Genomic DNA, 25,605 nt, shown 5'->3' with positions numbered 1-25,605 from the left:
CTTCCGTGTCGTCCTCCACCGGCGGATCGTGGCGGGCACCCGGCCCCTACGCGGGCACCGGAGAGCCCTGCTGCACCGCGTGCGGGAGCCGGGCCGCGAAGATCCCGCCGAGCGTGATGCCGAAGAGCAGGTGCTCCACGGTGAACGTGCCCCAGCCGGCCATCGAGGCCATGTTCGCGACGGGTTCGCCGGCGCCGGTCACCGCGGCGGTGAGCGGCAGCAGGACGAAGGCGCTCATGACCAGCACGACCGCACCCCAGGCGAGACCGGTGACCGTCAGCGCCGCAGCGCCGAGTCGGAGCCGCGCCACGATCAGGCCGAAGACCGCGCCGTACATCGCGCCGGTCATCATGTGCACGACGGCGCCCAGCACGGCGACGCCGAAGGAGAAGGTGAAGGCGTCGCCGGCCATCCCGCTCTCCATCGACGCCGTCATGGTGTCGGGCGCCACCACGACGGAGGCGATGTGGTACAGCGGCGTGAAGAATCCGGTGTCCTGGATCCAGGCGGCGATCATGGCGTACATCGCCATGACCAGGGAGGCGATGACCCCGGCGACGACGCCGGTCACAGCTGCGCGGCCAACGCCGGAAGTGGTGCGAGTGGTACTCATGGCGGTTCTCCTCATTGCTGTCGTTCGGCCGGCCACGTTGCTTCGCCCGAACCTGCCCACCCGAACCCGGCCCGGCAAGGACGAGGCGAGACCCAACGTGGTCGCGTGCCTCGAACCTAGGAGCCGGTCCGCAGGCCTTCCGTAAGCGTGCTCACAGTGCCCGCGGCCCGCGTGCGATGCCTGCCGGAGCCTGCCGGACCGCACATCGAGATCGTCCGGCCCGGTCGGCGTGAGTCTTCCTGGACCTCGGTCATCGCGGCCACCTCACGGTCGTTCGCCGAGGCAGCTCCGCTGCGGGCCTGACCGTGAACCGCGGTCAGTCGTCGCGCCGAGGCCTCGACGAGCGCAGCCGCTTGATCGCGGAGCGTTGTTTCTTGGCGGTCAGCCGGCGCTCGCGAGAACCCCGGGTGGCTCGGGTCGCGCGGCGACTCGGCCCGTCGGGAGCCAGCGCGCCGCCGACGAGGGCCGCCAGGCGTTGAGCCGCGGCGTCCCGGTTGCGGAGCTGCTCCCGATGCTCCGAGGCGGCAACGGTGAGGACGCCCCCGACCAGGCGGTCGGCGAGCCGTTCCAGGAGGCGCCGGCGCTGCGCGTCGCTCAGCACCGCGGACCTGCCGACGTCCCAGGACAGCTCGACACGCGAGTCGGTCGTGTTGACGCCCTGCCCGCCAGGTCCGGAGGAGCGGGAGAACCGCTCGGTGAGCTCGGCCCGGGGGATCGTCAGGGCCGGACCGACGGTGAGACCTGGGCGGGCGCGTGAGGACATGCGCCCATGGTCCCTCATGGGTCCGTGCCGGTGTGCCGAAGGAACGCAGTCGGGATCTATTGCCTGGGCAGGCGCTTGAGCCGTGCCCATAGTGCGGTTGTCAGAGGGTTCTCGGAGTCGTGGTGCTGGGTGATGGCGGGGTCACCGCCAACGGGCACGTGGAGCACGGTGCCGTTCAGTGGTGCGGCGCCGCCGGATTGACCAGCGGATGACTGACAGTGCGGGAGTAGCATCGCTCGCTCGGCCGAATGCGCAGAAATGACGGGTCGGCGGTGCGTGCCTCCGCGACCTGGTCCGACTACGCTGCTGGTGACCAACCCCTCGTGGACGGATCGAAGCCATGCTGACCGAGGTGACCCTCGAGAACTTCAAGAGTTACAGCGCCGCGCAGACGTTGGAGCTCTCGTCCATGACAGTGCTCGTCGGGGCGAACGCGGCGGGCAAGAGCAACGCGATCGAAGCGATTCGCTTTCTGTCGTGGCTGGCGCAGGGGCAGAGCCTCGGTTCGATCCAGTACCAGGTGAACAGCGCTGATCGCGTTGTCCGAGGTATCTCGTCGAAGTTGGCGCACCTCGGTGGCAAGGAGTTCTCGCTGGGTTGTCGGCTTGAGCGGGACTCGTGGGACCGGATGGAGGTGCGACTAGAGTATCGGTCGGACGGCTTCCACATTGTCGGTGAGCACATCACCGACAAGAACCAGAAAGTTCCGCTCTATACTCTGGATCAGCCCTCCACGGATCGAGGTACGGAGGCTTCGGTCGCCTACAACAATTTCGCGCGGGGCGGCAAGAAGCCGCACATTCGGGCCAGCGACCAACATGCCGTCTTCACTCAGCTCGTTTCGGGGGCGGTCATCGAGGCGGGTCACAAGGTCTCGCGGGCGACCATTCCGGGCGTCGCGAAGGAATACGAAGCGACACTCGCACGTGTGCTGTTCCTGGACCCGGTGCCGGCACGTATGCGCGAATATGCCTTTCCGTCAGAGACCCGGCTCAACGGTGACGGCTCGAACATCTCCGCGGTTCTGTACAACCTCTGTGAGGCGAGCGCCGCGTCGACGGAGACGAAGACTCAGGTCCTCGATTTCGTCCGCTCGTTGCCCGAGCAGGAGATCGCGGATATCGAGTTTCTTGCAGAGCCCCGGGGTGGGCGTCTCCTCCAGCTCGTGGAGACCTTCGGCAGGGACTACCGTCGATATGACGCTTCGTTGCTTTCCGACGGCACGCTGCGCGTACTCGCGATCGCGGCGGCGATGCTGTCCGCCGACCGCGGCAGCCTCGTCGTTATCGAGGAGATCGACAACGGAGTGCACCCCAGCCGCGCACGGGACCTGCTCGAACGGATTCAGAGGATCGCCGCCGCGCGAGGGCTGCGAGTGCTCCTCTCCACTCACAACCCGGCACTACTTGATGCGCTGCCGCTCGAAGCGATCCCGCGTGTGGTGTTCTGCTATCGCGACCCTGAGGATGGGGACAGTCGGCTTGTCACGCTGGAAGAGCTCGATTCCTATCCGGAGTTGGTTGCGAGAGGCCCATTGGGCCGCCTCCTCAGCGCAGGAGACGTCGATCGGGCGGCCAAGCGGCTCGGCACTCGGCCTGGTTCGCCGAGGGACCTCCTTCGTGCGCGCCTCGGGATTGCTTCATGAGAGAGGTCCTCCTCATCGACACGTCGGTCTACCTGGTACTCCTCGGCATCCCTGGATTCGAGGACGGGCGTGAGTCCGTGGGAGTGCGCCTCGAGGCGATGTCGGACGAGGCGCGGATGATCCTGCCGATGGCCACCATCTGGGAGACGGGCAACCACGTTTCCCGCCTGGCAACTGGTGGTCAGCGCTACACGTACGCGCACACGCTGCGCGACGACGTTCGGAAAGCGTTCGACGGCGAGGCGCCCTACGGGCCGACCTTCTTCCCTGACAAGGAGGAGCTGCTGAGCTGGCTCGTCGAGTTTCCCGACCATGTCAAGGCCAACAAGTCCCCGACGAAGACCGGAGAAGGCCCCAGCCTCGCCGACGTGTCGATCATCAAGGAGTGGGAACGCACCTGTGCGCTCAACCAGGGCAGCTCGGTGACGATCTGGTCGCTGGACTCCGACCTGGGTGCCTACTCGCGGACGGGCTGGTCTCCGTCGTGAGGCAGTAACGGTGACGACCCGGACAGAGGCAGAGGTGGGAGAGGACGAAGAGCGCGATAGTTCGTCGCCTGGCCGGCACCCAACCTCAGAACCGCCCGGTCTCACGGCACCAGGTCGACGGAGAGGATGCGGTCGTCCTCCGCGTCGGGGACTCCGCGTCCGTCCGTGTTGCTGGTCACGAACCAGAGGGAGCCGTCCGGTGCCGCTGCCACGTCCCGCAGGCGCCCGTACCGCCCCGCGAAGTGCTCGGTCGAGGTGGCCGGATCCGCAGCCGGTACGGTTCGCAGCACCTGGCCGCGCAGGTTCGCCACGAACAGCGTGTCGCCGACGGCGGCCAGGCCGCTCGGGCTGGCCTCGGCAGGGGACCACTGCTGCACGGGGTCGACGAGCCCGCCGGTGCCGCCGGCCCCCTCCACCTGCGGCCACCCGTAGTTGTTCCCGGCCTCGATCAGGTTCAGCTCGTCCCAGGTGTGGTCGCCGAACTCGGTGGCGAACATCGTCCCGTCGTCCGTCCAGGCGAGGCCCTGGACGTTGCGGTGCCCGTAGCTGTACACCGGCGAGCCGGGGAAGGGGTTGTCCGCCGGGATCCCGCCATCGGGCGTCACCCGCAGGATCTTGCCCGAGAGCGCGTCCAGCTCCTGCGCCGTGCCGGCATCCTGCGTGTCACCGACGGCGACGTACAGCATGCCGTCCGGCCCGAACGCGATGCGCCCGCCGTCGTGATAGGTCCCCGCGGGGAGACCGTCGAGCACCGGTGTCGGCGAGCCGAGGGAGAGCGACCCGGCGGAGCCCTCGACCGGGTACCGCTCCACCCGGTTGCCCGCGGTGCCCGTGGAGTAGACGTACAGGTCGTGGTCGCGGGCGGCCAGGCCCAGCAGGCCGCCCTCGCCGCCCGGGACCACGCCGGGCACGACGCCGGCGTCGTGCAGGGTGCCGTCGCCACCCACCTCCAGGATCCGTCCCGAGTCCCGCTCGCTGACCAGGGCCGAGCCGTCGACGAAGACCACCGACCACGGAACTTCCAGGCCGGTCGCGATGGTACGAACCTGTCCGCCGAAGGGCGGCCGGACAGCAGCCTGGCCCGTCCGGGTGTCCTCGCCCGAGGAGGGCGACGGCGTGGAGCCGTTCGAACCGCAACCGGCGGCGAGCACCGACACGACGGCGGCGCACACGAGCCAGATGGTGCGGCGACGGTGGCGCAGGGACACGGCGGCGCTCCAGATCGTGGGTTGGGCGGTGGCGGCAGCCCTCACGGCGAGACCCCATCAGGGTCGCACACGCGGCGCTGGACCGAACCTTGCCGGAGGCCGACCGGGAGTCGGCCATGCCGACTGTCTCAGTGATGGTCGACGATCTCGACATGAGCGGGACCTGCGTCGGTCCAGCCGAAGCAGATGCGCCACTGGTCGTTGACCCGAATCGAGGGCTGACCATCCCGATCGCCGGAGAGTCAGGCGTCAGCGCGCGAACTTCTCGACGGCCTCCGGCGTGACGGGCGTGAAGAAGTTGACCAGGTTGCCGTCGGGGTCGCGCAGCAGGAGCGACCGGTTGCCCCAGGGCATCGTGGTGGGCTCGGTGACGAACTCCGGGACGAAGCCTGTCAGGTCCTGGTGGACGCGATCGACGTCGTCGACGAGGAACTCGGTGATCACGCTGTGGTTGTCCGCCGGGCGGGCGGAGCCCGGGGCGAACAGGGGAACGGTGCGGGTGCCGGCGATCGCGAGGGTGGCGCTCGCGGTCCGCAGCTCGGCGAAGTCCTCGGTGGACCAGGCCGCCCGTGTCCCGGTGGCTCGCTCGTAGAAGCCGACGAGGCGGGCCACGTCGCCGGTGATGATGCGGACAGAAACGAAGTTCACGGAATCTCCTGGGTCGTGCCGGTGGTGTACACGAAGCAGGCTACGAGAAATAGAGGACATAATCGGTCCGGTATCTCCGCTAGGTTGGAAGACGTGTCTCGACCCACCAGCCGCGTGCTCACCCTGCTGGAACTTCTGCAGTCGGGTGGCACCCGCACGGTGGCCGAACTCGCCGACCGGCTCGGTGTGGACGGGCGCACCGTGCGGAGGTATGTGAACCATCTGATCGACCTGGACGTGCCCGTGGAGTCGGTGCGTGGCCGTTACGGCGGGTACCGGCTCGCCCCCGGGTACCGGCTGCCGCCGCTCATGTTCACCGACGACGAGGCACTGGCGGTGCTGCTCGGCCTGGTCGCCGGCCCACGAGCAGGTACGACGACGGCACTGACGGCGCGCGAAACGGCATCGGCCAAGCTCCGCAGAGTGCTGCCCGGACACATCGCCCGTCGGCTCGAAGCCCTTCTGGACACGCTCGCCGTCACGCATCGGGCGGACGGCACCGCCGACACCCCGGACGGGGACATCCTGCTCACCCTCGCCGATGCCGCGCACCACCACCGGCCCGTCGCGATCCGCTACACCGACCGCGCCGGACGACTCAGCGAACGCAGGCTGCACCCGTACGGGATCGTCGCCCACGCGGGTCACTGGTACGTGACGGGCGTGGACGCCCGGATCGGCGAGGACCGGACCTTCCGGCTCGACCGCATAGCGGACGCGCGCGCCCTGCCCGGCTCGTTCGAGGCACCCGTCGGTCTCGACCCTGCCGAGCGCGTCCTGTCGGGCTTCGCCGCGGCCGAGTACCGGCACGAGGTGAGCCTGCGGATCCACGGGACGGTCGGACAGATCCGTGCGCACCTGCCCGCCGGCATCGCGAACCTGGAGGAGTGCGGTCCCGTGCCGGCCGGCAACCGGGTGGCAGGCCGGCGGGGAGCCGGCGAACAGGGAGCCGGCGAGGTTGTGGCCGGCGACCCGTCGGCCAAGGAGCGGACAGGCGAGGACGGTAGCGGCGAACGCTGGCTGCGCGTGACGCTGCGGGCGGAACGGCTCGACTGGCTTCCTGCGGTCCTGGCCGCCCTCGACCGGCCGTTCGTCGTCGAGCGCCCGGACGAGCTGCGCGGGCTCGTGACGGCGCTCGCCGATCGCCTCGCGTCCTCCGCCCGCCGCGTCTGACCGGCCCGTCTGACCGGCGCGGCCCGTGCTGTCCCCGTCCCCGTCGTCCTTCGTCCCGGATCCGGGCCGGATGGCGTCATTCCACCGGGATCGACTGCGCATGGCGGAACACGTTCGCCGGGTCCCAGCGGCGTTTCACCTCGACCAGGTTCCGCGGGTTGTTGCGGAAGTTGTCGAGGAAGTAGAGCCACAGCGCCTGGTCCGCGGTGCCCTCGGCGTGGGTGCCCAGGGCGCTGTCCGGGTAGTTGTAGTACGCGCCCGCGACCGTGCCGCTCGGATCCCTGGCCGGGTCGGGTGTTCCGCCGTACTCCGCGTAGACGTCCTGGTAGAACTCGTTGATCCAGCGCAGGTGGGCGTCGGCCTGGACATCGTAGGGGGGCCGGTCTCCCTCGCCGGGACGCGAGGCGTTGAGCCAGTAGGTCTGGTACTGCAGCTTCATGACGGCGTCACGTTGGGGAATCGCCGTCGCCGTGGGACCGACCCGGTTGACAGCGCCCCCGTAGCTGTCCACCTGCAGGAGACTCTGGCGCATGTCCGACTCCGGAACCCCGTGGGGCGTCGTCCTGAGCCAGTGGTGGATCGCGGCCACCTGATCCGGTGGGAAGCCTTTGTTCATGTATGCGGACTTGTACTTGCCGAACTGGTTCGGCCCCGAACCGTTGAGCGTCTGCAGTGCTTCGAGATAGGTGACGTGCTGCACGCTCTCGTTGCCGACGGGGGCGGTCGTCCAGGCCGGATGGCCGCCGAGTGGTCGACGCAACGGCGTGTGCCCGACGGTCGCCCCGAAGCGGGTCCGTGCTTGCGCGTACCGGCGTTCGACCTCGGCCCGGTGGTCGAGGAACGTCGCCCCGTCCGGTGACACGGCCTGGACGACCATCCCGAGCTGCCCGGACGACTCGTGGGTGAGCTTCAGCAGGCTGAAGTCGGTCTCGGGCATCTCGCTCACGAACTCCGCGTACGTGGCGAGCAGGTCGGCGAACGACTGGGCGTCGATCGACGCCCAGTCCCAGGAAAGGGTGTAGATCGACGCGTGCTCGGGAGCCTTCGGCAGGTCGTCGAAGTAGTAGCGCAGGATGACACCGAAGTTGCCGCAGCCGGCTCCGCGCAGCGCCCAGAAGAGGTCGCGCTCGTCGTCCGAGGTACTCGTCGCCGACACCTGGTGCAGCTCCGCGGCGTTCGACGACGCGTTCCAGGTGACGATGTCGACCGCGCTGAGGTGGTCGACGACCAGGCCCCGCAGCCGCGACAGGAGCCCGTAGCCGCCTCCGGTGATGTGGCCTCCTGCACCGACCGAGTAGCAGGAGCCGGCGGGAAGCGTCCGGTCGAACCCGTTCAGCAGGGCTCGGTAGGCCGACCAGTTCTCGCAGCCCGCCTCCACGAAGAAGGCGTTCCGCCGGTCGTCCCAGCCTGCCCGGTTCATCGACGACAGGTCGAGGACGGCCCGGGTGGTGGCGTTGTAGACGAAGTTCTCGTAGCAGTGGCGCCCGGACACGATCTTGACGTCGCTCCCGTAGCGCGAGACGGCCTGGTCGAGCTGCGTGACCGCCTCGGCGTCGTCCCGGGGGACGTAGACCGCCTCGAGCTGCGAGGCGTACCAGCGCCGGTCGAAGCCCTGCCGGTCGCTCGGGACGACGCGACGGGAACCGGTGTTCACGGACGGCATGGTGGGACTCCACGGGGAAGAGGGGACTCTGCTTCATCCGGGCCCTGGACCAAGAATCCCATGCCGTGTCGTGGCCGCAAGGTGGGAGTGGCGGGATGCGCCGGATCCGGTCAGCGGCTGTGCCGGGTGGCGAGCCGGGAGGTGAAACCGGCGATCTCCGCGGGTCTCTCCTCAGCCATGCCTCATGAGGCTGTCCGGCATGCCGGTGCGCGGGCCGGTCGTCGTACCCCTCGACCTCTGGGGCGACCGGCCCGCGCGGCGCCCTGGCCCGGGCCCTCGTGGTGTCTCAGTCCTCCCGGCCGTAGGCCTCCAGAAGCCGTAGCCAGATCTCGCTGATGGTCGGGTAGGCGGGAACGGCGTGCCACAGCCGGTCGACCGGCACCTCTGCCGTGATGGCGATCGTTGCCGCGTGGAGCAGTTCGGCGACGTCGGGGCCGGCCATCGTGAAGCCGACGAGCACCTTCCTGTCCTCGTCGACGACCATGCCGGCCCGGCCGGTGTAGCCGTCCGCGTGCAGTGCCGCGCCGGCGACCGCGCCGAGGTCGTACTCGACCGCGCGGATACGCAGCCCCGCCGCTTCCGCGGACGCGGCGGTGTGGCCGACGGACGCGATCTCCGGATCGGTGAAGATCACCTGCGGCACCGCCCGTTCGTCGGCCGTCGCGGCGTGCCGGCCCCAGGGGGTGGTGTCGACGGGGGTGCCGTTCGCGCGGGCGGCGATGGCGTCTCCCAGGGCGCGGGCCTGGTACTTGCCCTGGTGCGTCAGCAGGGCGCGGCGGTTGACGTCGCCGGCGGCGTACAGCCAGGCGTTGTCGCCCGGTGTGCCGTCCGGTCCGACGACCCGCAGCGACTCGTCGACGTGCAGCCAGGCGCCGGGGGTGAGGCCGACGTGTTCCAGCCCGAGGTCGCCGGTGCCGGGCGTGCGCCCCGTCGCCACCAGCACGTCGTCGGCCTCGACCGTCGAGCCGTCCGCGAGCGCGAGCCGCACGGTCCCGCTCTCGTCGCGGTGGACGCTCTCGGGCTCGGTAAGCAGGTGCAGCGCCACGCCCCGTGCCTTCAGCGCCTCGGCCACGAGGTCGCTCGCGAACGGCTCCACCGCGGGCAGCAGGCCGTCACGGGCGACCATCGTCACCTGGGAGCCGAGGGCGGCGAACGCGGTGGCCATCTCGGCTCCCACCACACCGCCCCCGATGATCGCCAGCCGTGCGGGGATCGACGCGGCGGCCGCGGCGTCCCGGCTGGTCCACGGCGCCGACTCGGCGAGCCCGGGGATCTGCGGCAGGAGGGCGCCGCTGCCGGTCGCCACGACGACGGCCTGTCGTGCGTCGAGTGTGATCCGGTCGCCGTCCGTGTCGGTGACCTCGACGGTACGGGGGCCGCTGAGCCGGCCGACGCCACGGAACAAGGAGATTCCGGCCTGGTTCAGCCAGGTCACCTGACCGTCGTCGTGCCAGTGCGAGGCGAACGCGTCGCGCCGGGCGAGCGTGGCGGCGACGTCCGGCTCGCCGGTCACGGCGGCCCTCGCCCCGGGCAGGCTGTGGACCGCGCGCAGCGCGGCGGTGTCGCGCAGGAGCGCCTTGGTGGGCATGCAGGCCCAGTAGGAGCACTCGCCGCCGACGAGCTCACGCTCCACGATCGCCACGGTGAGGCCGCCCTGCGCGACGCGGTCGGCGACGTTCTCGCCGACCGGGCCGGCGCCGATGACGACGACGTCGAAGGTGTTGCGGGTCATCTCAGCGCCCCTTCTTCGCGGCGCCGTGCAGGCGCAGGGCGGAGACGAGGAAGAAGATGCCTCCCAGGGTCGCGTATCCGGCGACCGAGGTCAGCATGGCGTTCGGCCCGCCGGCCATGGCGATGAAGCTTCCCCCGGCCAGCACGGAGATTCCGCCGCTGAGGATCATCGCCCACTGGCCGCCCAGCCGGTAGCGCCTGACGGCGACGACGAGCTGCACGATGCCGGCCGTGATCGCCCAGGCACCCCAGACGCGCAGCACCGCGGGGATGCCCGACGTCACGGCCACGCCCAGCCCCACGGCGGCAAGCAGACTCAGCGCCATGTTGAGGTACAGGCCGACGGTCGGCCGCGAGCTCTTCGAGGACCGGAAGTCGACGACGGCCGCGGCCACGTCGAACAGCGGGTACAGCACCAGCAGCGTCACGGTGGCCGCGCCGAGGCTCGAGCCGACGGCGAACATCCCGGCGGCCCAGGCGATGGCGAAGCCGAACCGGACGATGTACAGGTTCCGCAGCGAGGTGGTGGTCTCGACGGCGGAGGATTCCGCGGTGATGGACATGGAACTTCCCTTCGATGAACCCGGCGGCACGATGCGGCGCCGGGCGTCTGACATCTAGGTAGACTAACTAGTAACTCTACGTGAGGTGACAGTACACACCGACGGCCGTGGGGTGCAAGAAGCGACGAAGGGAGGCCACGTATGATCGCGACCGTGCACGGGTCCGTACGAGAACGCCTGATCGACGCGGCGAACGAGCTGTTCTACGCCAAGGGGCTCCGCGCGGTCAGCGTGGACAAGGTCGTGGAGCGCGCCGCCACCACGAAGGTGACGTTCTACCGCCACTTCCAGGGCAAGGACGACCTGATCGTCGCCTACCTGGAGTTCCGGGCCCAGGCAGAGCGCGACGGGGTCGAGGCGGCCATCACCTACGGAGGCGGCGACGTCGACACGGCACTACGACTGATGGCCGAGCACACCGGAACCATGGCGTGCGCCCCGGGCTTCCGCGGATGCCCGTTCATCAACGCCGCCGCCGAGTACCCGGACCACGACAGCCCGGTCCGCCGGGTCGTCGACACCCACCGCGCCTGGTGGACGAGCGCGTTCGAACGGCTCGTCTCGCCGCTGGCGCTCGCGGAGCCCGCCGCGGTGGCCGACGACCTGATGCTGCTGCGCGACGGAGTCATGGTCGCCGGATATCTCGGGGACCCGACGAGGATCGGGGCGTCGTTCCTGCGCAGCTGCCAGGCGGTCATCGGCTCCGCGCCCCGCGCGTCCGGGGGCTAGCGGGCGACGGTGGGGCCTGTCGTGTCAGCGTGCCGCCGCGTACACGGTGCAACCGCCGTGGTCGCGACCGTGCCGGGCGTCGCGGGTCAGGTCTGGGCGCCCGTCCTCCGAGTGGGTCTGGAATCGGTAACATCCGGGCATGTCGAAAGTGCCCGTCGAGTCCGGCAGCCCAGAACCACAGAGCCGACCCGGACGCGGGGCCGCCGGACCGGTTCGTCACGAGGTCACGGGGGAGTTCCTCGCCGAGCAGGCCCGGCAGCTCAGGCGCGAGCGCCGCCAGGAGGTCCGCACCACGCTGGCGATCGAGTTCGTCATGGGGCTGATCTTCACCGTCGGGGTCGGGTTCGCGTTCGCGACCTGGCAGAACGGCCTGGAGGACGACCGCCAGGCGGCGGCTCTGGAGGCCGACCAGCGCGCCGCGGAACGGGCCGAGGTCCTGGCGAACGTCGCCTACATCCGCGACGCGCTGGCGAACGGCGGGTCCCGGGACTTCCGCCACATGAACCTGCGCGGCGCCAACCTCAGCGGCTTCGACCTCGGCTGTGACGTGGAGGTGGAGCACAACTCGCCGTCCGGGTCAGGGCAGGAGGCGGACGGCGGCGACGCCTCGCAGGTCGGTCTCGTCGTCGCTGACGCGGCCACCTGCAGCGACCTGTCCGGAGCCGACCTGACCGGCGCGGTCCTGAACGGGACGGACCTGACCGGCAGCCGGCTCGACGGCGTCCGGTTCGCGCCCAGCAGCGCCGCGGGGGTGCGCCTGGTGGGCGCGTGGGTGAGCGGGCGGTTCGACGTCGAGTTCGGCAACGCCGACCTACGCGCCGCGCAGTTCGTGTACGACGACGAGCCAGGCGGCACCGCGACCAGGATCTCCGTGCACGACAGCCGCATGGATGCCCTGCGGGTCGGGGTGTCGGGATCCGTGGAGGGCGACGTCTACGCCCCGTTCGAGGTGATCCGCAGCGAGGCGCTCCAGACGCACTGGGCCCCGGGAACGGCGGCGTGCGCCAGTGAGATGCTCACCGACGACGAGCCCACCTGCCTCGGCGCGGAGAAGGCCGAGGAGACACACTTCCCCCTCACCGAGCAGAAGAAGTTCTACGCCGCCCTCGACTGTCCCACGACTCGCGATCATGACGCGCTCGTGACCACGTGCTACGCGTTCGAGTCCCGGTTCGACGAGTAGGACGCAAGGCGCGGCGGCCGCTTCCACCGAGGTGAGAAGCGGCCGCAGGGCGACGTCGCCACGGTCGTCGCGACGGGAGGGGTGAGTCGATGTCAGGAGTTGCCCGAGCCGGTGAGTCCGGCCAGCTCGGCCTCGAGGTCGGCCATCGCCTCGCCGCCCGCCATCAGGTCGGTGATCTGTTCGCGAGTGCGCTCTCCCTTGCGGAAGTCGTCCGCCATCCGGCCGTGGATGAGCACCGCGAACTGGTCGCCCACCGCCATGGCGTGCGTGACGTTGTGGGTGACGAAGACGACGGCGAGGCCGTGTGCTCGGGCCTGCATGATCAGCCTGAGCACGTGGGTGGCCTGCTTGACGCCGAGGGCGGACGTGGGCTCGTCGAGGATGAGCACCTTCGCGCCGAAGTAGACGGCTCGGGCGATGGCGAGCGACTGACGCTCGCCACCCGAGAGGCTACCCACCAGCCGGTCGCCGTCGGTCACGCGGGTGATGCCGAGCTTCTGCATCTCCCGCACCGTGATCTCGGCCGCGGTCTTCTTGTCGAAGTACTGGAACGGCCACACGCCCCTCGTGGGTTCCTTCCCGACGAAGAAGCACCGCGCGACGGACATCAGGGGGAAGGTGCCGCCGTACTGGTGCACGGTGGCGATGCCGAGGTCACCGGCATCCTTCGGGCTGTCGAACACGACAGGCCTGCCCTCGACCTCCACGGAGCCCCTCGTCGGCTTGTGCACGCCGGAGAGGACCTTGATGAGCGTCGACTTCCCGGCGCCGTTGTCGCCGAGGAGGCACAGCACCTCGCCGGGGCTGACCTCGAGCGAGACGTCCGACAGTGCGTCGACGCCCGCGAAGGACTTGGAGACGTGGTTGAGCTTGAGCAGCGGGACGGACATCTCAGTGGCCCTTCCGTGTCGTGGTCTTGGGGGCACCGGAACTCAGCGCGAGCTTCCGGAAGGTGTTGTTCATGAGCACCGCCGCCAGAAGCAGGATGCCGAGGATCAGCGCGGCCCAGTCGGAGTTCCAGCCCGTGTAGTAGATCCCCTGGTTGACGATGGCGAACGTCAGGCAGCCGAGCATGACGCCGATGACGGACCCGTACCCGCCGGTCAGCAGGACACCACCGACGACCACCGCGACGATGGAGTTGAAGACGAACGACTGGCCGGTTCCGGTCTGTGCGCCGTTGTAGAGCATGGTCTGGATGATCCCGACCAGCGCCGCACCGAGGCCTGAGGCCACGAACAGACTGATCTTCACCTTGGCGACAGGGATTCCCGCCGCTCGCGCGCTGAGGTTGTCACCGCCGGTGGCGAAGATCCAGTTGCCGAACTTCGTCATCTGCAGGACCCAGGCGACGACGAGCGCGATGCCGATCGCCCAGAAGATCGCGACCTCGAACTGGCCGTTGATGAGTGTCCCGAAGGCCGACTTCCAGAAGGGGTCGGGTGAGAGCGAGACGCTTGTGCTGCCGGTCAGGACGCGTGCCAGGCCGAGTGTGAGACCGGCGAGGGCGAACTGCGTGGCAAGGGTGACGATGAACGAGTGCACGCTCGTGCGCACCACGATGAATCCGTTGACGAACCCGGTGATGGCGCCCACGGCGAGGGCGGCGAGAATCCCCACGATGATGGGCATGCCGTAGGTGCCCGAGACCACGGCGAGGGTGACGGAGCTGCCGGCGACGACCGACCCCACGGAGAGGTCGAAGGCACCCGCGACCATGAGCAGGGCCACGGGCAGGGCGATGATGGCAAGCTCGGCGGCGATGTTCAGCCAGCTCGCGACACCGCCGGTGGTGAGGAACTGTGCTCCGCCGAAGATGGCGAAGAAGATGAAGACGGTGACGGTTCCCATGAGCGCCCCGGTCTCGGGACGTCGCAGGAAGCTGCTGGCGGAGCGTCGCGACGCCTGGGGCGCGGGGCCCTCGGGCGCGGGCGCGGCAGCCGGCTGGGCGGCGGAGCGCGACGGAGTTCGCCGGGCACTGTGCGGGGCGTGAGCGGTCATGGTTGTTTCCTTGATGGTCGGCGGGGCGGGTCCGGGACGGCGCGCCGTGGGGCGCGCCGTCCCTGTGTGCGGCTAGCGGACGCCGAGATCGGTTCCGCTGATGGCCTCCTCGACGTTGTCGGCGTCGATGAGCGCGGGGCCGGTCAGCAGCGGGTCCTGCGGCAGGGTGATGCCGTAGGCCGCGTACTGGAACGCCGCCGACACGCCGTAGTACCCCTGGGCGAATCCTTGCTGGTCGATGGCGAACAGCTGAGAGCCGTCCTGGATGCGCTTGAGCGACTCCGTGTCGAAGTTCTGCCCTCCCAGGCGCACCTCGCCGGTGCGTCCGGCCTGGTCGATCCCGCTGGCGGCAGCGTTGGTGTCAGCCTGTCCGGGCGTGAAGATCCCGTCGATCGTCGGGTCCTCGATGATGGCGCCCTTGATGGCCTGCGCGACGGCGCTCGGGTCGCCGAACTGCGAGGTCGGGAGTGCCATCTCGGTGTACTTGGCGCCGCCGGGCTCGGCCCCTTCCTTGACGCCACGGCAGCGGGCGTCGGCATTGGTGGTACCGGGCAGGGTGTTCACGCAGGCGACGTGCTTCGCACCCTGAGCGGCGAACGTCTCCCCGGCAAGCTTGCCGGACTCGTAGTCGTCCGACCCGATGTAGGCCTGTGCGCCCACGGCGTCCACCTGGTCGATGCCGGTGTTGTAGAGGAACACCGGGATGCCCTTGCTGGTGATCGCGCTGATGTTGTCGTTCTGCGCCTCGGGTGCCCAGTCGGGGATGACCGCTGCGCTCGGCTTCATCGCGTCGATGTTGGCGACGAGCTTCGCCGCGTCGGGGTTGAAGTTGTCGTAGTTGGGCATCGCCACGAAGGTGACCGTGCCGCCGGCGGCTTCCACCGCCTTCGCCGCGGCTTCACCACCGCGCTTCACGGTGGACCAGAACGGGTCGTCCGTGGCGCCGCCCATCACCACGATCGAGACACCCTCGCCGCCTGTCGCGGCCCCGTCGGTTCCTGCGTCCTGCGGGCCGCCGCTGCCGCCCCCGGAGCACCCTGCGAGCGCGATCGTGGCCGCCAGCAGTGAGGCACCGGCGAGGAGCCGGGCCCTGGGGCGTGTCGTTGAAACGTTGAGCAGCGTGGACCTCATCACGCAGCCACCTCCATTGGTTGAGCCGCTACAGCAGCTGAATCGTCATTGATCGGTACTTGATGTCCTGCTGTCCGGGACTCATGCCCCGGATGCGTCGGATGTGACTGTGGCCCGGTGCCCGTGTGAGGGAGGGCCACAGCGGGTGTCAGAGCCTCTCGGCGGCGCTGTGCAGGTTCTTGGCTGCCAGGGCGAGTCCTTCCGTCTGGGAGTACGCGGCGTCCTCGTGCTCGATGTTGACGGCCATGTCGGGGTCGACGTCGGCCAGGGCCTGAAGGAACTCGCTCCAGTAGGCGACGTCGTGCCCGACGCCGACGGCGACGAACTTCCAGGCCGGGTTCTCCGGCCAGGAGTTGCACCAGAAGCCGTAGCCGGTGGGCACCTTGCCGGGCGAGTCGGCGGGCACGCGGGTGAACGACGTGTCCAGCACGCCGCGGATGTCGGCGCCGGGACACAGCGTCGCGTCCTTGGCGGCGGCGTGGAACACGAGGGGTCCCAGCCACTTGATCGAGGCGACGATGTCCATGCCCTGCCACATCAGATGGGAGGGGTCCATCTCGGCGCCGAGGTTGGTGGCACCGGTCTCGTCGACCAGCCGCTTGAGGGTGACGGGGGAGAAGACCACGTTGTGGGGGTGCATCTCGATGGCGACCCGCACGTCGTTGGCGCGGGCCAGGGCGTCGATCTCCTTCCAGAACTCGACGGCTACGCCCCACTGGTAGTCCAGGACGTCCATGTACACGCCGTCCCAGGGATTGACGACCCAGGACGGGTACTTCGCGTCGGGGTCGGAGCCAGGAGTGCCGGACATGGTCACGACGTTCTTCACACCGAGCAGCCCGGCGAGCACGATGGTGCGGCGCAGGTCGTCGGCGTGCTTCGGACCGACGCCCGGCAGCGGGTTCAGCGGGTTGCCGTTGCAGTTGAGGCCGGTCAGCTCCATGCCGCGGTCGGTGAAGGTCGCGAGGTACTCCTCGCGAGCCGTGGCCGAGGACAGGAGGAGATCGACCGGGCAGTGCGGGGACGGGATGAACCCGCCGGTGTTCACCTCGACGGAGGTCAGGCCGTTGGCCTGCAGGATGTCCAGGGCCTCGGTGAGGGGCCGGTCGTGCAGACACGCGGTGTACGCGCCGAGCTTCAGTGCCATGGTTCGCGCTTCTTTCTGATCTGGTCTGTGGTCAGGACGACGGCTGGGTCAGGCGGCGGGGACGGCGACGGCGGCGCCGTCGTGCTGGGAGGACCGGACGACCGCCTGGATGGTCTCCATGGTTCGCAGGGCGTCGGCGAAGGTGGCGCAGGCGGGCAAAGGGTCACGGGTCCCGGCGACCTGGTCGAGGAAGGCGCGAGCCTGATAGGTGAACATCTCGGCGTTGCCGCCACCGACACCCGGTGCCTCCATCGGGTACCCGCCAGCGAAGTAGGGCAGCTGCGGGCCCGCGATGATCTGGCGCGCGCCTCGGGTGCGCGCCTCGGGCTGCGCGTCGTCGAACAGGTACTCGGCGGGCCGGTGCTGATCGTAGGCGGCCCTGCCGCCGAGGCCGACGACGTCGAAGGCGAGGCCGTTGGGCATCCCGAATGCGGTGCGGGACACGGAGAACGTGCCCACGAGACCGGACTCGAAACGGGCGGTGAACGTGGCGGTGTCCTCGTTCTCCACGACGCCGAACTCGTCGGAGACGGGAGCGGCGTTGTGCCCGACGACGGCACCCAGCGGCAGGGGCCGCTTGCCGATCTGCGTCGAGAGCGACGCACCGGAGACCGAGACGATGGGCCCTGCGACGTACTCGGCCGCGTCGATGACGTGCGCGCCGACGTCGCCGAGCGCGCCGGATCCGGGTCCGCCCTTGAACCGCCAGGTCAACGGGCCGTTCGGGTCGGTGGCGTAGTCCGCCCAGTAGCGGCCGCCGAACAGGCTGAGGTTCCCCAGCTCACCGGCCCGTACGTGGTCGCGGATCGCGGCGATCGCGGGCGAGCGGCGGAACGTGTAGCCCACGGCGGTCACGACATCGGCCGAGCGCTCCAGCTCGACCATCGCGCGGGCGTCCTCGATGGATCCGGCCAGCGGCTTCTCGCACAGCACGTGCTTCCCGGCAGCCACGAGAGCTTCCGCGATCGGCCGGTGCAGATCGTTGCCGACCACGATGCTGACGGCGTCGATCGTGGGATCCTCGGCGACCGCCTCCCAGCTCGGCAGCGCCTTGTCGTAGCCGTAGCGCCGGGCGGCGTCCTCGCCGAGCTCGACGTTGGCGTCGGCGATCGCGGCGAGCCGCACCGGGGGCAGTCCCGCGCCGAACACCGTGCCGGCGTTGCGGTAGCCGGCGGCGTGACTCCGGCCGGCCATGCCTGCGCCGATCACCGCGACGGAGATGGGCTGAGGTCGTGCAGACATAGAAATACCCTTCATTGGATCAAGTTCAGGCTGCGAGTGGTCGGGAACGGGAGGCCTGGCCGCCTGCCCGACGGCCCCGGGTTCCGAGGCGCGACACGGAGCAGGAAGAAGGACGCGCCGACGTCGGCGACGGGTCGCGCACATCTGGAAGTCGACACTGTCTTCCTTCTTCCGCCCGCGGGGCGGGCTTGCCGGTCTCACCAGCTCGATACGAGCCGGTACCACTCCGGAAGAGGTTCAAGCATCTGCCTCACCCACGAGGCATATGCTTTACCGGAACGTTCCGGCGAGGTAACAACACCGTAGTGACGCTCAGGACCGAATGTCAAGACAAACTCTTCGAACGCTTGCGAGGGAGTGGCGATGGCCAGGTCAGCTCGGGTAACGATCGTGGATGTCGCTCGTGCGGCGGGCACCTCGGTCTCGTCGGCGTCGGTGGCCCTGCGTGGTGAGTCCGGTGTGTCGGAGGAGACCCGTCGTCGGATCGTGCGCATCGCCGAAGACCTGGGCTATCGCCCCAACGAGCGTGCGCGGAAGCTGCGTGAGCAGCACCCGCGACTGCTCGGTGTAACCTTCACGGTCGCGCAGGCGTTCCACGCCGACGTCGTCGACCGCCTGTACCGCGCCGTGGCCGGGAGCGGCTACGGGCTCGTGCTCAGCGCCGTGACCGGGACGCGGCGTGAACTCGAGGCGGCGGAGAGCCTGCTCCAGGACCGCTGTGCCGCGCTGATACTGATCAGCCCCGAGATCGGGGATGCCGACCTCGCCGCCCTCGGTCACCGGGCGCACACTGTGACGATCGGGTCCGAACTCCACGCCAGCGTCGTCGACTCGGTGCACGCCGACGACCGCCACGGTATTCGGCTCGCGGTGGACCACCTCGTCCGGACGGGGCACCGCGACATCCAGTACGTCGCCGGCGGCCGTGCCGTCGCGGCAGAGACGCGACGTGTGGCGTATCTCGAGTCCATGGCCGCGCACGGTCTCAGTGACCGTGCTCGGGTCCTCGACGGTGAGGCGGACGAGGAGTCGGGATCCGCGGCGGCCGCGAAGCTGCTCGCCGAGGGCGCACTGCCCACGGCCGTGCTGACGCACAACGACATGACCGCGTTCGGGCTGCTGGTCACCCTGCGCACTCAGGGTGTGCGCGTCCCGGACGACGTCTCCGTGGTGGGCTACGACGACAGCCGGATCGCCTCGCTGCGGAACGTCGAACTGACGTCGGTGAGCCAGGACCCCGACACCCTCGCCGCCACGGCAGTCCGGCGTGCCATCGCTCATGCCGAAGGGGAAGCGGCCACGATGCGGCAGTTCGTCACGCCGCCGCGGCTCGTCGTGCGCACGAGTTCCGGCCCGGCTCGTACGGGTTCCGGCCAACGGCGTTCCGGGACGTGACCCGCGGGCTCCGGCGCCCGTGGCGACGTCGTCGGGGCGGGCTCGGGCGATGCCGTGAAGACCGCTACTCCGGGGCAGCGCTGACGCGGTCCTGCCGCGGCGCAGCGACCTGGCGCTGATGGGCGTGGCCCGGCGACTGTATGACGAGTGGGCGGGTCGTACCGCGGTGCTGACCGTCTCCAAGGAGCCGGGCTGAACGTTTCGAGGGGGGAGATGTGAGGCGGAGGAGATCGCGCGAAGAAGGGGGCGGCCGCACGTCGGCTGACGACTCATCCGGACGTGGTGACGAGCGCCGGGCGTGCCGCCGGCGATCGGGCCGGCGGCACGCCGCAAGGGTTCCTCGTCGCGGTCAGTCCATGAGCCAGAGCTGGTTGTCGCCCCCGTTGCAGGTCCATTGGTTCAGGGCCGTACCGTTGCCCGTGTCGAACCCGTAGACCTCGAGACACTGGCCGGTGGCGACGTTGCGCAGCATGGAGTACCCGCCGATGGCCGGGATCCTCTCCCACTTCTGGTTGTCGCCGCCGTTGCACGTCCACTGGCCGGCGGTGGTGCCGGGGGTGGTGGAGTAGCCGGGGATCTCCAGGCACTGCCCGGAGTGCGTCGCCCGGAACTCGTAGATGCTGCCGTTGCGGGTGGTCTGCCAGAGCTGGTTGTCGCCGCCGTTGCAGGTGCCCTGGTCGACCTCGGCTCCCGGGGTGGTGCTCTCGAACCAGACGTCGGCGCACCGCTGGGAGTGTCTGACCTGGAGGACGGTGTCCGTCTTGCCCAGGGGGGCGTCGAGGATGGGCCAGCCGCCGGAGAAGCTGAGCTGCCGGATGTCGAGGGTCTCGCGGCCGTTGTTGTCGGCGTCGTAGTAGTGGTAGGCGAGGTACTGGTCGGTGCCGTCGGTGTACACGTCGCCGCCTCCGGCGGCCACGCGTGGCCAGGCGCCGCGCAGGATCACGGTGCTGCTTCCGTTGCGCAGGTCCTGACCGCTCTTGTCGAGGTAGGGGCCGGTCACGGAGGTGGCGCGGCCCACGACCGTGTTGTAGTTGCTGTTCGTGCCGAGGCAGCAGGTGCTGGTGGGGGCCAGCAGGTAGAAGTACCCGCCGTTCTGGACGATCGAGGCGCCCTCCATGTGTGTGGCCAGGTGCCACAGGTTGTTGTCGCTGGTCGACAGCTTGCCGGTCGACTCGTTGAGCACGTGCAGGTAGATGCCGCCGAACGAGCCCCACGCCAGGTACAGGCGGCCGTCCTCGCCCCGGACGACATCCGGGTCGATCGGGTAGTTCACGTCGGTGACCATGCCTTGGTCGGTCCAGGGGCCGGTCGGGCTCGGGGCGGTCAGGAGACCCATCGCCGCGTAGTTGACGCCCCAGATCGCGGTGCCGTAGTAGAGGTGGTACTCACCGTCGAAGTAGTTGATGTCGGGTGCCCAGATGTTCGGCGGGGTCGTCCCGCCGTGGGCGTCGGTGATCCACTGCGGAGTGGACTCCCACACGTTGCCGATCTTCTGCCAGCCGCCCGCCGGCGTGGCCTGGCAGGTGCGGTAGATCATGATCGATCCGCTGGGGTTGGCTGGGTCGTTCTCGAACCCCGTGGTGTAGGCGTAGTAGCAGCCGTCGGCCTTGACGATGCTCGGGTCGTGCAGCCGGGTCTCGCCGTCGAGCGCGGTGGCCGGTGACGCCAGGAGTGAGCTGATGACGAGTGCGAGGGCGGCTCCCAGGGCGGCCAGCCGGCCGCGGCGGACATTCCAGAGGTGTTTCACGTCGACTCCCTTGTCGTGGTCGGTCCGCACCGTCGACGGTGCGGCGGCGGGAGCGTAGCAGGGATTTAAGCGCTTAAACAAGGCTTGGCCGGACACGGGGGATGCGCGGACCTACCGGCGGCCTCCGGCCCGGCGGGTGCGGCTATCCTCGGGTGCATCAGAGACCGAGGGGGCGTACGGGTGCCGGCGAACGTGAAGAAGACCAACCCGAGCATGCAGGACGTCGCGCGCTTCGCGGGCGTGTCCATCGCGACGGTCTCGAACGTCATCAACCGCCCCGAGAAAGTCTCCGCGGCGACCACAGAGCAGGTCCGCGCGGCGATCGCCGAGCTCGGGTTCGTGCGTAACGACGCGGCCCGGTCGCTGGCCACCGGTACCACCAGCTCGATCGGCATGGTCCTGGCCGATCTGGACAACTCGCTGTTCGTGGACATGGCGCACGGCGCTCAGCAGGGTGCCGACGCGGTGGGCCTGCGTCTCCTGATCGGCAACGCCGCGTGCGACATGACCAGGCAGGACGACTATCTGCGCTTGTTCGACGAGGCGAGGGTCGGGGGTGTCCTGCTGTCTCCGATGGAGGACTCCCTGGCCGGGATCGAGCGGATGCGTTCGCACGGCCGGCCGATGGTCCTGCTCAACTTCGAGCAGTCGGGTGCGGACTGCTGCACCGTCCTGGTCGACAACGAGGAGGCCGGGTACGTCGCCGCGCGCCACCTCGTCGAGACCGGCCGAACGAGGATCGGCTTCGTGGCCGGGCGTGACTACTACCAGCCCGTGCATGCCCGTCGCCTCGGGGTGCAGCGTGCGGTGCGCGAGACCGGGGGAGTGGAGCTCGAGGAGATCGGCACCGACGGCCTGGGCTTCGAGGACGGGCTGGCGGTGGCGCACGACCTCGCGGGACGGGCGGCGGACCGTCGGCCGGACGGGATCGTCGCGGTCACCGACGAGATCGCCAACGGCATCGCCGAAGGGCTCCATGCGACGTCTGCCGTCCAGGTTCCCGGCGACATCGCCGTCGTCGGGTGCGAGGACAACCGTTCGGCGCGCAGCGGTCCGGTGGCGCTGACCGCGGTCCAGCTCGAGGGCGCCGCGATGGGGCAGGCCGCAGCCGAGCTCCTGCTGGAGGAGATGAAGACTCCCGCCGGTGAGCATCGTCACCGAACCGTGATGATCCGCCCTGGCCTGGTCGTTCGGGCGAGCACGGCGGTCCCGGCGCCCCAGGCCTGACGGGCTCTCGTTGACACCATGATCAGGGCCTCTGTATGGTCCCGGATTTAAGCGCTTAAATCAGTGGCGCGACTGCAATTCAAGGAGGAACTGTGGACAACCGACGCGTGCGTCGCTCACGACGGCTGCTGCCCGCCACGGCGGCCCTGGCTACCGCGGCCGTGGTTCTCACCGGCTGTGCCGGCGGAGGTTCGGGCGGCAACGGCGGCAACGAGGGCGCTGAATCTTTCGGGCTGCTGATCAACGACGACAACCAGATCGTGCAGGACGCCCTCACGACGCTCAGCGAGGGCGACTGCTCCGCCGAGAACGGCGAGCTCGGACTGGAGATCGAGACCATCCCGCAGTCCGGACTCGACCAGCAGCTCCAGCTGCTGGGCGGGCAGGACGCGCTCCCGGCGCAGTTCGCCGCGAGCGGTTCCCCGGTGGTCACCAAGGAACTCGACGACGCGGGCCAGACCCTGGACCTGGAGCAGGCGCTCACGGACCTCGGCGAGCTGGACAACCTCCAGCCCGCGGCGATCTCGACGATCAAGAACCTGTACGGCGGGCTCATCGTGCTGCCCTACCAGTTCAACATCGAGGGCGTCTGGTACAACAAGCAGCTCTTCGCGGACAACGGCATCGAGGTGCCCACCACCTGGAGCGAGTTCGTCGACGCGTCCGCGACGCTCGACGCCGCCGGCGTGACCCCGCTGTCCGCGTCCGGCGAGCAGGGGTGGCCGATCACCCGGCTCATCAGCGGGTACCTCTACCGGGAGCTCGGCCCGGACGCGCTGCAGAAGGTGGCCGACGGCGAGGCCAAGCTCACCGACCCGGAGTACGTCGCCGCCGCCCAGGCGATCGCCGACCTCGGGGCTGCCGGCTACTTCGGCGAGGGCGTCGGGTCGATCGACTACGACACCGCGGTGGCTCAGTTCCTGACCGGCAAGGCGGGCATGTTCTACATGGGCAGCTGGACGCTCGGCGCCTTCAACGACCCGGAGCAGAACCAGATCGGCGAGGACGACATCGGCTTCTTCCCGCTGCCCGAGGTCGAGGGCGGTGCCGGGAGCGCCGACCAGATCCCCGCCAACGTCGGGCTGCCGATCGCCGTGTCCGCGAACGCGTACGACGACAAGGTCGGGGCGTGGCTGTCCTGCATCGCGGAGAACTACGGCGCGACGTCGCTCGGTGACCAGGGCACGGTCTCGGGCTTCACCGTGAACGACGACGTCAGCGACGTCCCGCCGCTCACCGAGCTGGTGCAGGACACGATCGCCGGGACCACCGAGAGCACCTTGTGGTTCGAGGCGCTGTTCGGCGCGAAGGCGACGACGACGAGCCAGCAGAACGCCGCACCCCTGGTCACCGGCGCCATCTCCGCCGAGGAGTTCATGGCCAAGGTCCAGGCGGACCTGGACTCCCAGTAGCCGGTCGGCATGACCGGAGTGCGACCCCGGCGGCGGCGTCACCAGGCGCCGCCGCCCCGACCCGCGGCTTAGGTGGACAGACCCCATGCACAGTGTTCTCGGCGATCGGAAGGCGATCGTCATCCTGCTCGGACCGGCCCTGCTGGTCTACTCCCTCGTCATGCTGGCGCCCGTGCTGTGGTCGCTCGGGCTCACGCTCTTCGACGGCAACGCCCTGTTCGGGTTCGACTACGTCGGATTCCACAACCTCGCGACTCTTGCCCACGACCCGCAGATCCTCAGCTCCCTCGGTTTCACGGTCAAGTACGCGGTCGTCATCACCGTCGGACAGGTGCTCCTCGGCTACCTGCTCTCACTGCTCTACGTCTTCGCGCTGCGTCGCGCGTCGGGAATCGTGCGCACCCTCGTGTTCTTCCCCGTGGTGCTCCCCACGGTCGCCGTCGCGCTGATGTTCCAGCAGATGTTTGCCATCGCCCCCCGGGACGGCCTGGTCAACGAACTGCTGCACGTGTTCGGCGTGGCGAGCGTCGACTGGTTCGGTAGCCCCGACACGGCCTTCTGGGTGATCGTCGTCATGGACGTCTGGCGCTCGATGGGCTTCTACGCCGTGCTGCTGTACGCAGGTCTGGTGGACATCCCCGAGGGCATCCTCGAGTCCGCGCGGCTCGACGGCGCGAACGGCTGGCGCCTGGTCCGGCACATCGTCCTGCCGCTGTCGCTCCCGGTGCTGCTCTCCGCGGTGATCTTCAGCATCAACGGCACCCTCAAGGTCTTCGACTCCGTCCTCGCCCTGACCGGAGGCGGCCCGGGGGAGTCGACGACGCCGCTGACGCTGTACATGTTCCAGACCGCTTTCACCTACGGCGACTACGGCTACGGAAGCACGATCGCGCTCGTGCTCACCATGCTGAGCCTGGGCGTGACGCTCCTGGTCTTCCGCAGTTCCCGCAACGACATCACGGAGGTGGAGCGATGAGCGCCCCCGCCCCTACCAGCGTCGACCTGGTGCGCACCACCGCAACCGCTCCTGCGCCCACTCCTGCGGGCCCGCCACCCCGGATCCCGCGGTTCCTGCGCAGGCTTCCGGTCCGTGTCCTGGTCGCCGTGCTGCTGGTGATCGAGATCTACCCGCTCGTCTGGCTCGTGCTCGGGTCCTTCAAGACGCAGAACGAGTTCCTCACCGAACCGAGCTGGGCGCTGCCGTCCCGGATCACCTTCGACAACTACGTCGTGGCATGGACCGAGGGCGACGTCAGCTCCTACATCCGCAACAGCCTCCTCGCCACGGCGCCCGCGCTGGCCTTCATCATCGTCTTCGGCGTGGCCGCCGGGTTCGCCCTCGAGGTGCTGGTGTGGCGAGGGCGGAACAAGGTGCTCCTGGCCTTCCTCGTCGGCATCATGGTGCCGGGTCAGATGATCCTGCTGCCGCTGTTCACGGCCTACTTCAAGGTGGGCCTCGCCGGCACGCTGTGGCCGCTGATCATCACCTACACCGCGATCGGGCTGCCGCTGACCGTCTTCATGATGGCCACCTACTTCCGGGCCGTGCCCCGCGAGGTCTTCGAGGCCGCCGCGCTCGACGGCGCCTCCGTCCTGCGGTCCTTCTGGACGATCGGCTTCCCGATGGTGCGCAACGCGGTCCTCACCGTCGCCCTGGTGCAGTTCTTCTTCATCTGGAACGACCTCCTCATCGCCCTGACCTTCATCACCGGACGAGACCTGCGCACCATCCAGGTGGGCCTCCTGACGTTCTCCGGCGAGTTCGGCCAGACCGCCTACGGCCCCCTCTTCGCCGCCATCTGCATCAACGTCTTCGGCACCCTGCTGCTCTACCTCTTCCTCAACCAGCAGGTCATGAAGGGCCTGACCGCCGGCTCCGTCAAGGGCTGAACCGCC

22 protein-coding genes and 1 pseudogene are annotated in these 25,605 nt (G+C 69.5%); 10 read left to right on the top strand and 13 right to left on the bottom strand.

The window, feature by feature from the left end; genetic code table 11:
* Window positions 1-46 precede the first annotated feature (46 nt).
* Together HGK34_RS02910 and arfB are read right to left on the bottom strand one after the other, a co-directional pair.
* The gene (locus tag HGK34_RS02910) at window positions 47-613 is read right to left on the bottom strand and encodes a hypothetical protein (RefSeq protein ID WP_201845076.1); all 567 of its coding nucleotides are present in this window, start codon (window positions 611-613) and stop codon (window positions 47-49) included.
* A 316-nt stretch (window positions 614-929) separates the two neighbouring features.
* Window positions 930-1,376, bottom strand: coding sequence for an alternative ribosome rescue aminoacyl-tRNA hydrolase ArfB (gene arfB, locus HGK34_RS02905; protein ID WP_201845075.1), 447 nt, complete (start codon window positions 1,374-1,376; stop codon window positions 930-932).
* Window positions 1,377-1,716: 340 nt separating this feature from the next.
* Here arfB and HGK34_RS02900 point away from each other — a divergent pair, with 340 nt between their 5' ends.
* On the top strand, window positions 1,717-3,021 hold the full coding sequence (locus HGK34_RS02900) for an AAA family ATPase (protein ID WP_201845074.1): 1,305 nt from the start codon (window positions 1,717-1,719) through the stop codon (window positions 3,019-3,021).
* The gene (locus HGK34_RS02895; RefSeq protein ID WP_201845073.1) at window positions 3,018-3,509 is read left to right on the top strand and encodes a hypothetical protein; all 492 of its coding nucleotides are present in this window, start codon (window positions 3,018-3,020) and stop codon (window positions 3,507-3,509) included. Before HGK34_RS02900 ends, HGK34_RS02895 begins: the two co-directional genes overlap by 4 nt.
* Before the next feature lie 101 nt (window positions 3,510-3,610).
* Here the strand turns inward: HGK34_RS02895 and HGK34_RS02890 are convergent, their stop codons facing one another.
* Together HGK34_RS02890 and HGK34_RS02885 are read right to left on the bottom strand one after the other, a co-directional pair.
* Entirely contained in the window at window positions 3,611-4,762 is a 1,152-nt protein-coding gene (locus HGK34_RS02890; RefSeq protein ID WP_307815691.1) for a PQQ-dependent sugar dehydrogenase, read from the bottom strand.
* Between the two features lie 204 nt (window positions 4,763-4,966).
* Window positions 4,967-5,365 (bottom strand): VOC family protein, encoded by a 399-nt coding sequence (locus HGK34_RS02885; RefSeq protein WP_201845072.1) that lies wholly within the window; start codon window positions 5,363-5,365, stop codon window positions 4,967-4,969.
* 93 nt (window positions 5,366-5,458) lie between these two features.
* On the opposite strand from HGK34_RS02885, the gene HGK34_RS02880 reads away from it, so the two are divergent.
* Window positions 5,459-6,538 carry a helix-turn-helix transcriptional regulator gene (locus tag HGK34_RS02880; protein WP_201845071.1) on the top strand — a complete coding sequence of 360 codons (1,080 nt, stop codon included), beginning with the start codon at window positions 5,459-5,461 and terminating at the stop codon, window positions 6,536-6,538.
* Between the two features lie 76 nt (window positions 6,539-6,614).
* Here HGK34_RS02880 and HGK34_RS02875 read toward each other — a convergent pair whose 3' ends face one another.
* The 3 genes from HGK34_RS02875 to HGK34_RS02865 form a co-directional block, all read right to left on the bottom strand.
* Entirely contained in the window at window positions 6,615-8,192 is a 1,578-nt protein-coding gene (locus HGK34_RS02875) for an FAD-binding oxidoreductase (protein ID WP_201845070.1), read from the bottom strand.
* A 295-nt stretch (window positions 8,193-8,487) separates the two neighbouring features.
* Entirely contained in the window at window positions 8,488-9,933 is a 1,446-nt protein-coding gene (locus tag HGK34_RS02870) for a dihydrolipoyl dehydrogenase family protein (RefSeq protein ID WP_201845069.1), read from the bottom strand.
* Window position 9,934: 1 nt separating this feature from the next.
* Window positions 9,935-10,495, bottom strand: a complete 561-nt coding sequence (locus HGK34_RS02865) for a hypothetical protein (RefSeq protein ID WP_201845068.1) — start codon at window positions 10,493-10,495, stop codon at window positions 9,935-9,937.
* Between the two features lie 141 nt (window positions 10,496-10,636).
* Between HGK34_RS02865 and HGK34_RS02860 the strand changes: the two genes are divergently transcribed.
* Together HGK34_RS02860 and HGK34_RS02855 are read left to right on the top strand one after the other, a co-directional pair.
* The gene (locus HGK34_RS02860; RefSeq protein ID WP_201845067.1) at window positions 10,637-11,224 is read left to right on the top strand and encodes a TetR/AcrR family transcriptional regulator; all 588 of its coding nucleotides are present in this window, start codon (window positions 10,637-10,639) and stop codon (window positions 11,222-11,224) included.
* A gap of 139 nt (window positions 11,225-11,363) precedes the next feature.
* Window positions 11,364-12,407 (top strand): pentapeptide repeat-containing protein, encoded by a 1,044-nt coding sequence (locus HGK34_RS02855; RefSeq protein ID WP_201845066.1) that lies wholly within the window; start codon window positions 11,364-11,366, stop codon window positions 12,405-12,407.
* A gap of 92 nt (window positions 12,408-12,499) precedes the next feature.
* Here HGK34_RS02855 and HGK34_RS02850 read toward each other — a convergent pair.
* From HGK34_RS02850 to HGK34_RS02830, 5 genes and pseudogenes are all read right to left on the bottom strand, one after another.
* Window positions 12,500-13,225: pseudogene (locus tag HGK34_RS02850) on the bottom strand (ATP-binding cassette domain-containing protein); the annotation flags it as partial.
* A 73-nt stretch (window positions 13,226-13,298) separates the two neighbouring features.
* Complete coding sequence (locus HGK34_RS02845) at window positions 13,299-14,408, bottom strand: ABC transporter permease (protein WP_201845064.1); 1,110 nt, start codon at window positions 14,406-14,408, stop codon at window positions 13,299-13,301.
* Between the two features lie 72 nt (window positions 14,409-14,480).
* Complete coding sequence (locus HGK34_RS02840; RefSeq protein ID WP_201845063.1) at window positions 14,481-15,539, bottom strand: substrate-binding domain-containing protein; 1,059 nt, start codon at window positions 15,537-15,539, stop codon at window positions 14,481-14,483.
* A gap of 148 nt (window positions 15,540-15,687) precedes the next feature.
* A complete protein-coding gene (locus tag HGK34_RS02835; protein WP_307815689.1) occupies window positions 15,688-16,686 on the bottom strand; it encodes a sugar phosphate isomerase/epimerase family protein in 999 nt (332 codons plus the stop codon).
* A 48-nt stretch (window positions 16,687-16,734) separates the two neighbouring features.
* On the bottom strand, window positions 16,735-17,928 hold the full coding sequence (locus HGK34_RS02830; RefSeq protein ID WP_201845062.1) for a Gfo/Idh/MocA family protein: 1,194 nt from the start codon (window positions 17,926-17,928) through the stop codon (window positions 16,735-16,737).
* Between the two features lie 363 nt (window positions 17,929-18,291).
* Here HGK34_RS02830 and HGK34_RS02825 point away from each other — a divergent pair, with 363 nt between their 5' ends.
* Entirely contained in the window at window positions 18,292-19,323 is a 1,032-nt protein-coding gene (locus HGK34_RS02825) for a LacI family DNA-binding transcriptional regulator (protein WP_201845061.1), read from the top strand.
* 349 nt (window positions 19,324-19,672) lie between these two features.
* Here the strand turns inward: HGK34_RS02825 and HGK34_RS02820 are convergent, their stop codons facing one another.
* Window positions 19,673-21,070 (bottom strand): RICIN domain-containing protein, encoded by a 1,398-nt coding sequence (locus HGK34_RS02820; RefSeq protein WP_201845060.1) that lies wholly within the window; start codon window positions 21,068-21,070, stop codon window positions 19,673-19,675.
* A gap of 192 nt (window positions 21,071-21,262) precedes the next feature.
* Here HGK34_RS02820 and HGK34_RS02815 point away from each other — a divergent pair, with 192 nt between their 5' ends.
* The 4 genes from HGK34_RS02815 (at window position 21,263) to HGK34_RS02800 (ending at window position 25,599) form a co-directional block, all read left to right on the top strand.
* Window positions 21,263-22,297: a LacI family DNA-binding transcriptional regulator gene (locus HGK34_RS02815; RefSeq protein WP_201845059.1), complete on the top strand. Its 1,035-nt coding sequence runs from the start codon at window positions 21,263-21,265 to the stop codon at window positions 22,295-22,297.
* A gap of 92 nt (window positions 22,298-22,389) precedes the next feature.
* Complete coding sequence (locus tag HGK34_RS02810) at window positions 22,390-23,709, top strand: ABC transporter substrate-binding protein (protein ID WP_307815687.1); 1,320 nt, start codon at window positions 22,390-22,392, stop codon at window positions 23,707-23,709.
* An 85-nt stretch (window positions 23,710-23,794) separates the two neighbouring features.
* Window positions 23,795-24,685 (top strand): carbohydrate ABC transporter permease, encoded by an 891-nt coding sequence (locus tag HGK34_RS02805; RefSeq protein ID WP_201845058.1) that lies wholly within the window; start codon window positions 23,795-23,797, stop codon window positions 24,683-24,685.
* The gene (locus tag HGK34_RS02800; RefSeq protein WP_201845057.1) at window positions 24,682-25,599 is read left to right on the top strand and encodes a carbohydrate ABC transporter permease; all 918 of its coding nucleotides are present in this window, start codon (window positions 24,682-24,684) and stop codon (window positions 25,597-25,599) included. Before HGK34_RS02805 ends, HGK34_RS02800 begins: the two co-directional genes overlap by 4 nt.
* Window positions 25,600-25,605: the final 6 nt, after the last annotated feature.

It is taken from the genome of Myceligenerans indicum, assembly GCF_016742955.1.
In the GTDB taxonomy this organism is placed as follows: Bacteria; Actinomycetota; Actinomycetes; order Actinomycetales; family Cellulomonadaceae; genus Myceligenerans; species Myceligenerans indicum.
This window is presented reverse-complemented; position numbering and strand designations above follow the sequence as displayed.

Coding starts and splice junctions, on each gene's coding strand:
- HGK34_RS02910 (WP_201845076.1), bottom strand. CDS start 613: ATGAGTACCACTCGCACCACTTCCGGCGTTGGCCGCGCAGCTGTGACC.
- arfB (WP_201845075.1), bottom strand. CDS start 1,376: ATGTCCTCACGCGCCCGCCCAGGTCTCACCGTCGGTCCGGCCCTGACG.
- HGK34_RS02900 (WP_201845074.1), top strand. CDS start 1,717: ATGCTGACCGAGGTGACCCTCGAGAACTTCAAGAGTTACAGCGCCGCG.
- HGK34_RS02895 (WP_201845073.1), top strand. CDS start 3,018: ATGAGAGAGGTCCTCCTCATCGACACGTCGGTCTACCTGGTACTCCTC.
- HGK34_RS02870 (WP_201845069.1), bottom strand. CDS start 9,933: ATGACCCGCAACACCTTCGACGTCGTCGTCATCGGCGCCGGCCCGGTC.
- HGK34_RS02865 (WP_201845068.1), bottom strand. CDS start 10,495: ATGTCCATCACCGCGGAATCCTCCGCCGTCGAGACCACCACCTCGCTG.
- HGK34_RS02860 (WP_201845067.1), top strand. CDS start 10,637: ATGATCGCGACCGTGCACGGGTCCGTACGAGAACGCCTGATCGACGCG.
- HGK34_RS02855 (WP_201845066.1), top strand. CDS start 11,364: ATGTCGAAAGTGCCCGTCGAGTCCGGCAGCCCAGAACCACAGAGCCGA.
- HGK34_RS02845 (WP_201845064.1), bottom strand. CDS start 14,408: ATGACCGCTCACGCCCCGCACAGTGCCCGGCGAACTCCGTCGCGCTCC.
- HGK34_RS02840 (WP_201845063.1), bottom strand. CDS start 15,539: ATGAGGTCCACGCTGCTCAACGTTTCAACGACACGCCCCAGGGCCCGG.
- HGK34_RS02835 (WP_307815689.1), bottom strand. CDS start 16,686: ATGGCACTGAAGCTCGGCGCGTACACCGCGTGTCTGCACGACCGGCCC.
- HGK34_RS02830 (WP_201845062.1), bottom strand. CDS start 17,928: ATGTCTGCACGACCTCAGCCCATCTCCGTCGCGGTGATCGGCGCAGGC.
- HGK34_RS02825 (WP_201845061.1), top strand. CDS start 18,292: ATGGCCAGGTCAGCTCGGGTAACGATCGTGGATGTCGCTCGTGCGGCG.
- HGK34_RS02805 (WP_201845058.1), top strand. CDS start 23,795: ATGCACAGTGTTCTCGGCGATCGGAAGGCGATCGTCATCCTGCTCGGA.
- HGK34_RS02800 (WP_201845057.1), top strand. CDS start 24,682: ATGAGCGCCCCCGCCCCTACCAGCGTCGACCTGGTGCGCACCACCGCA.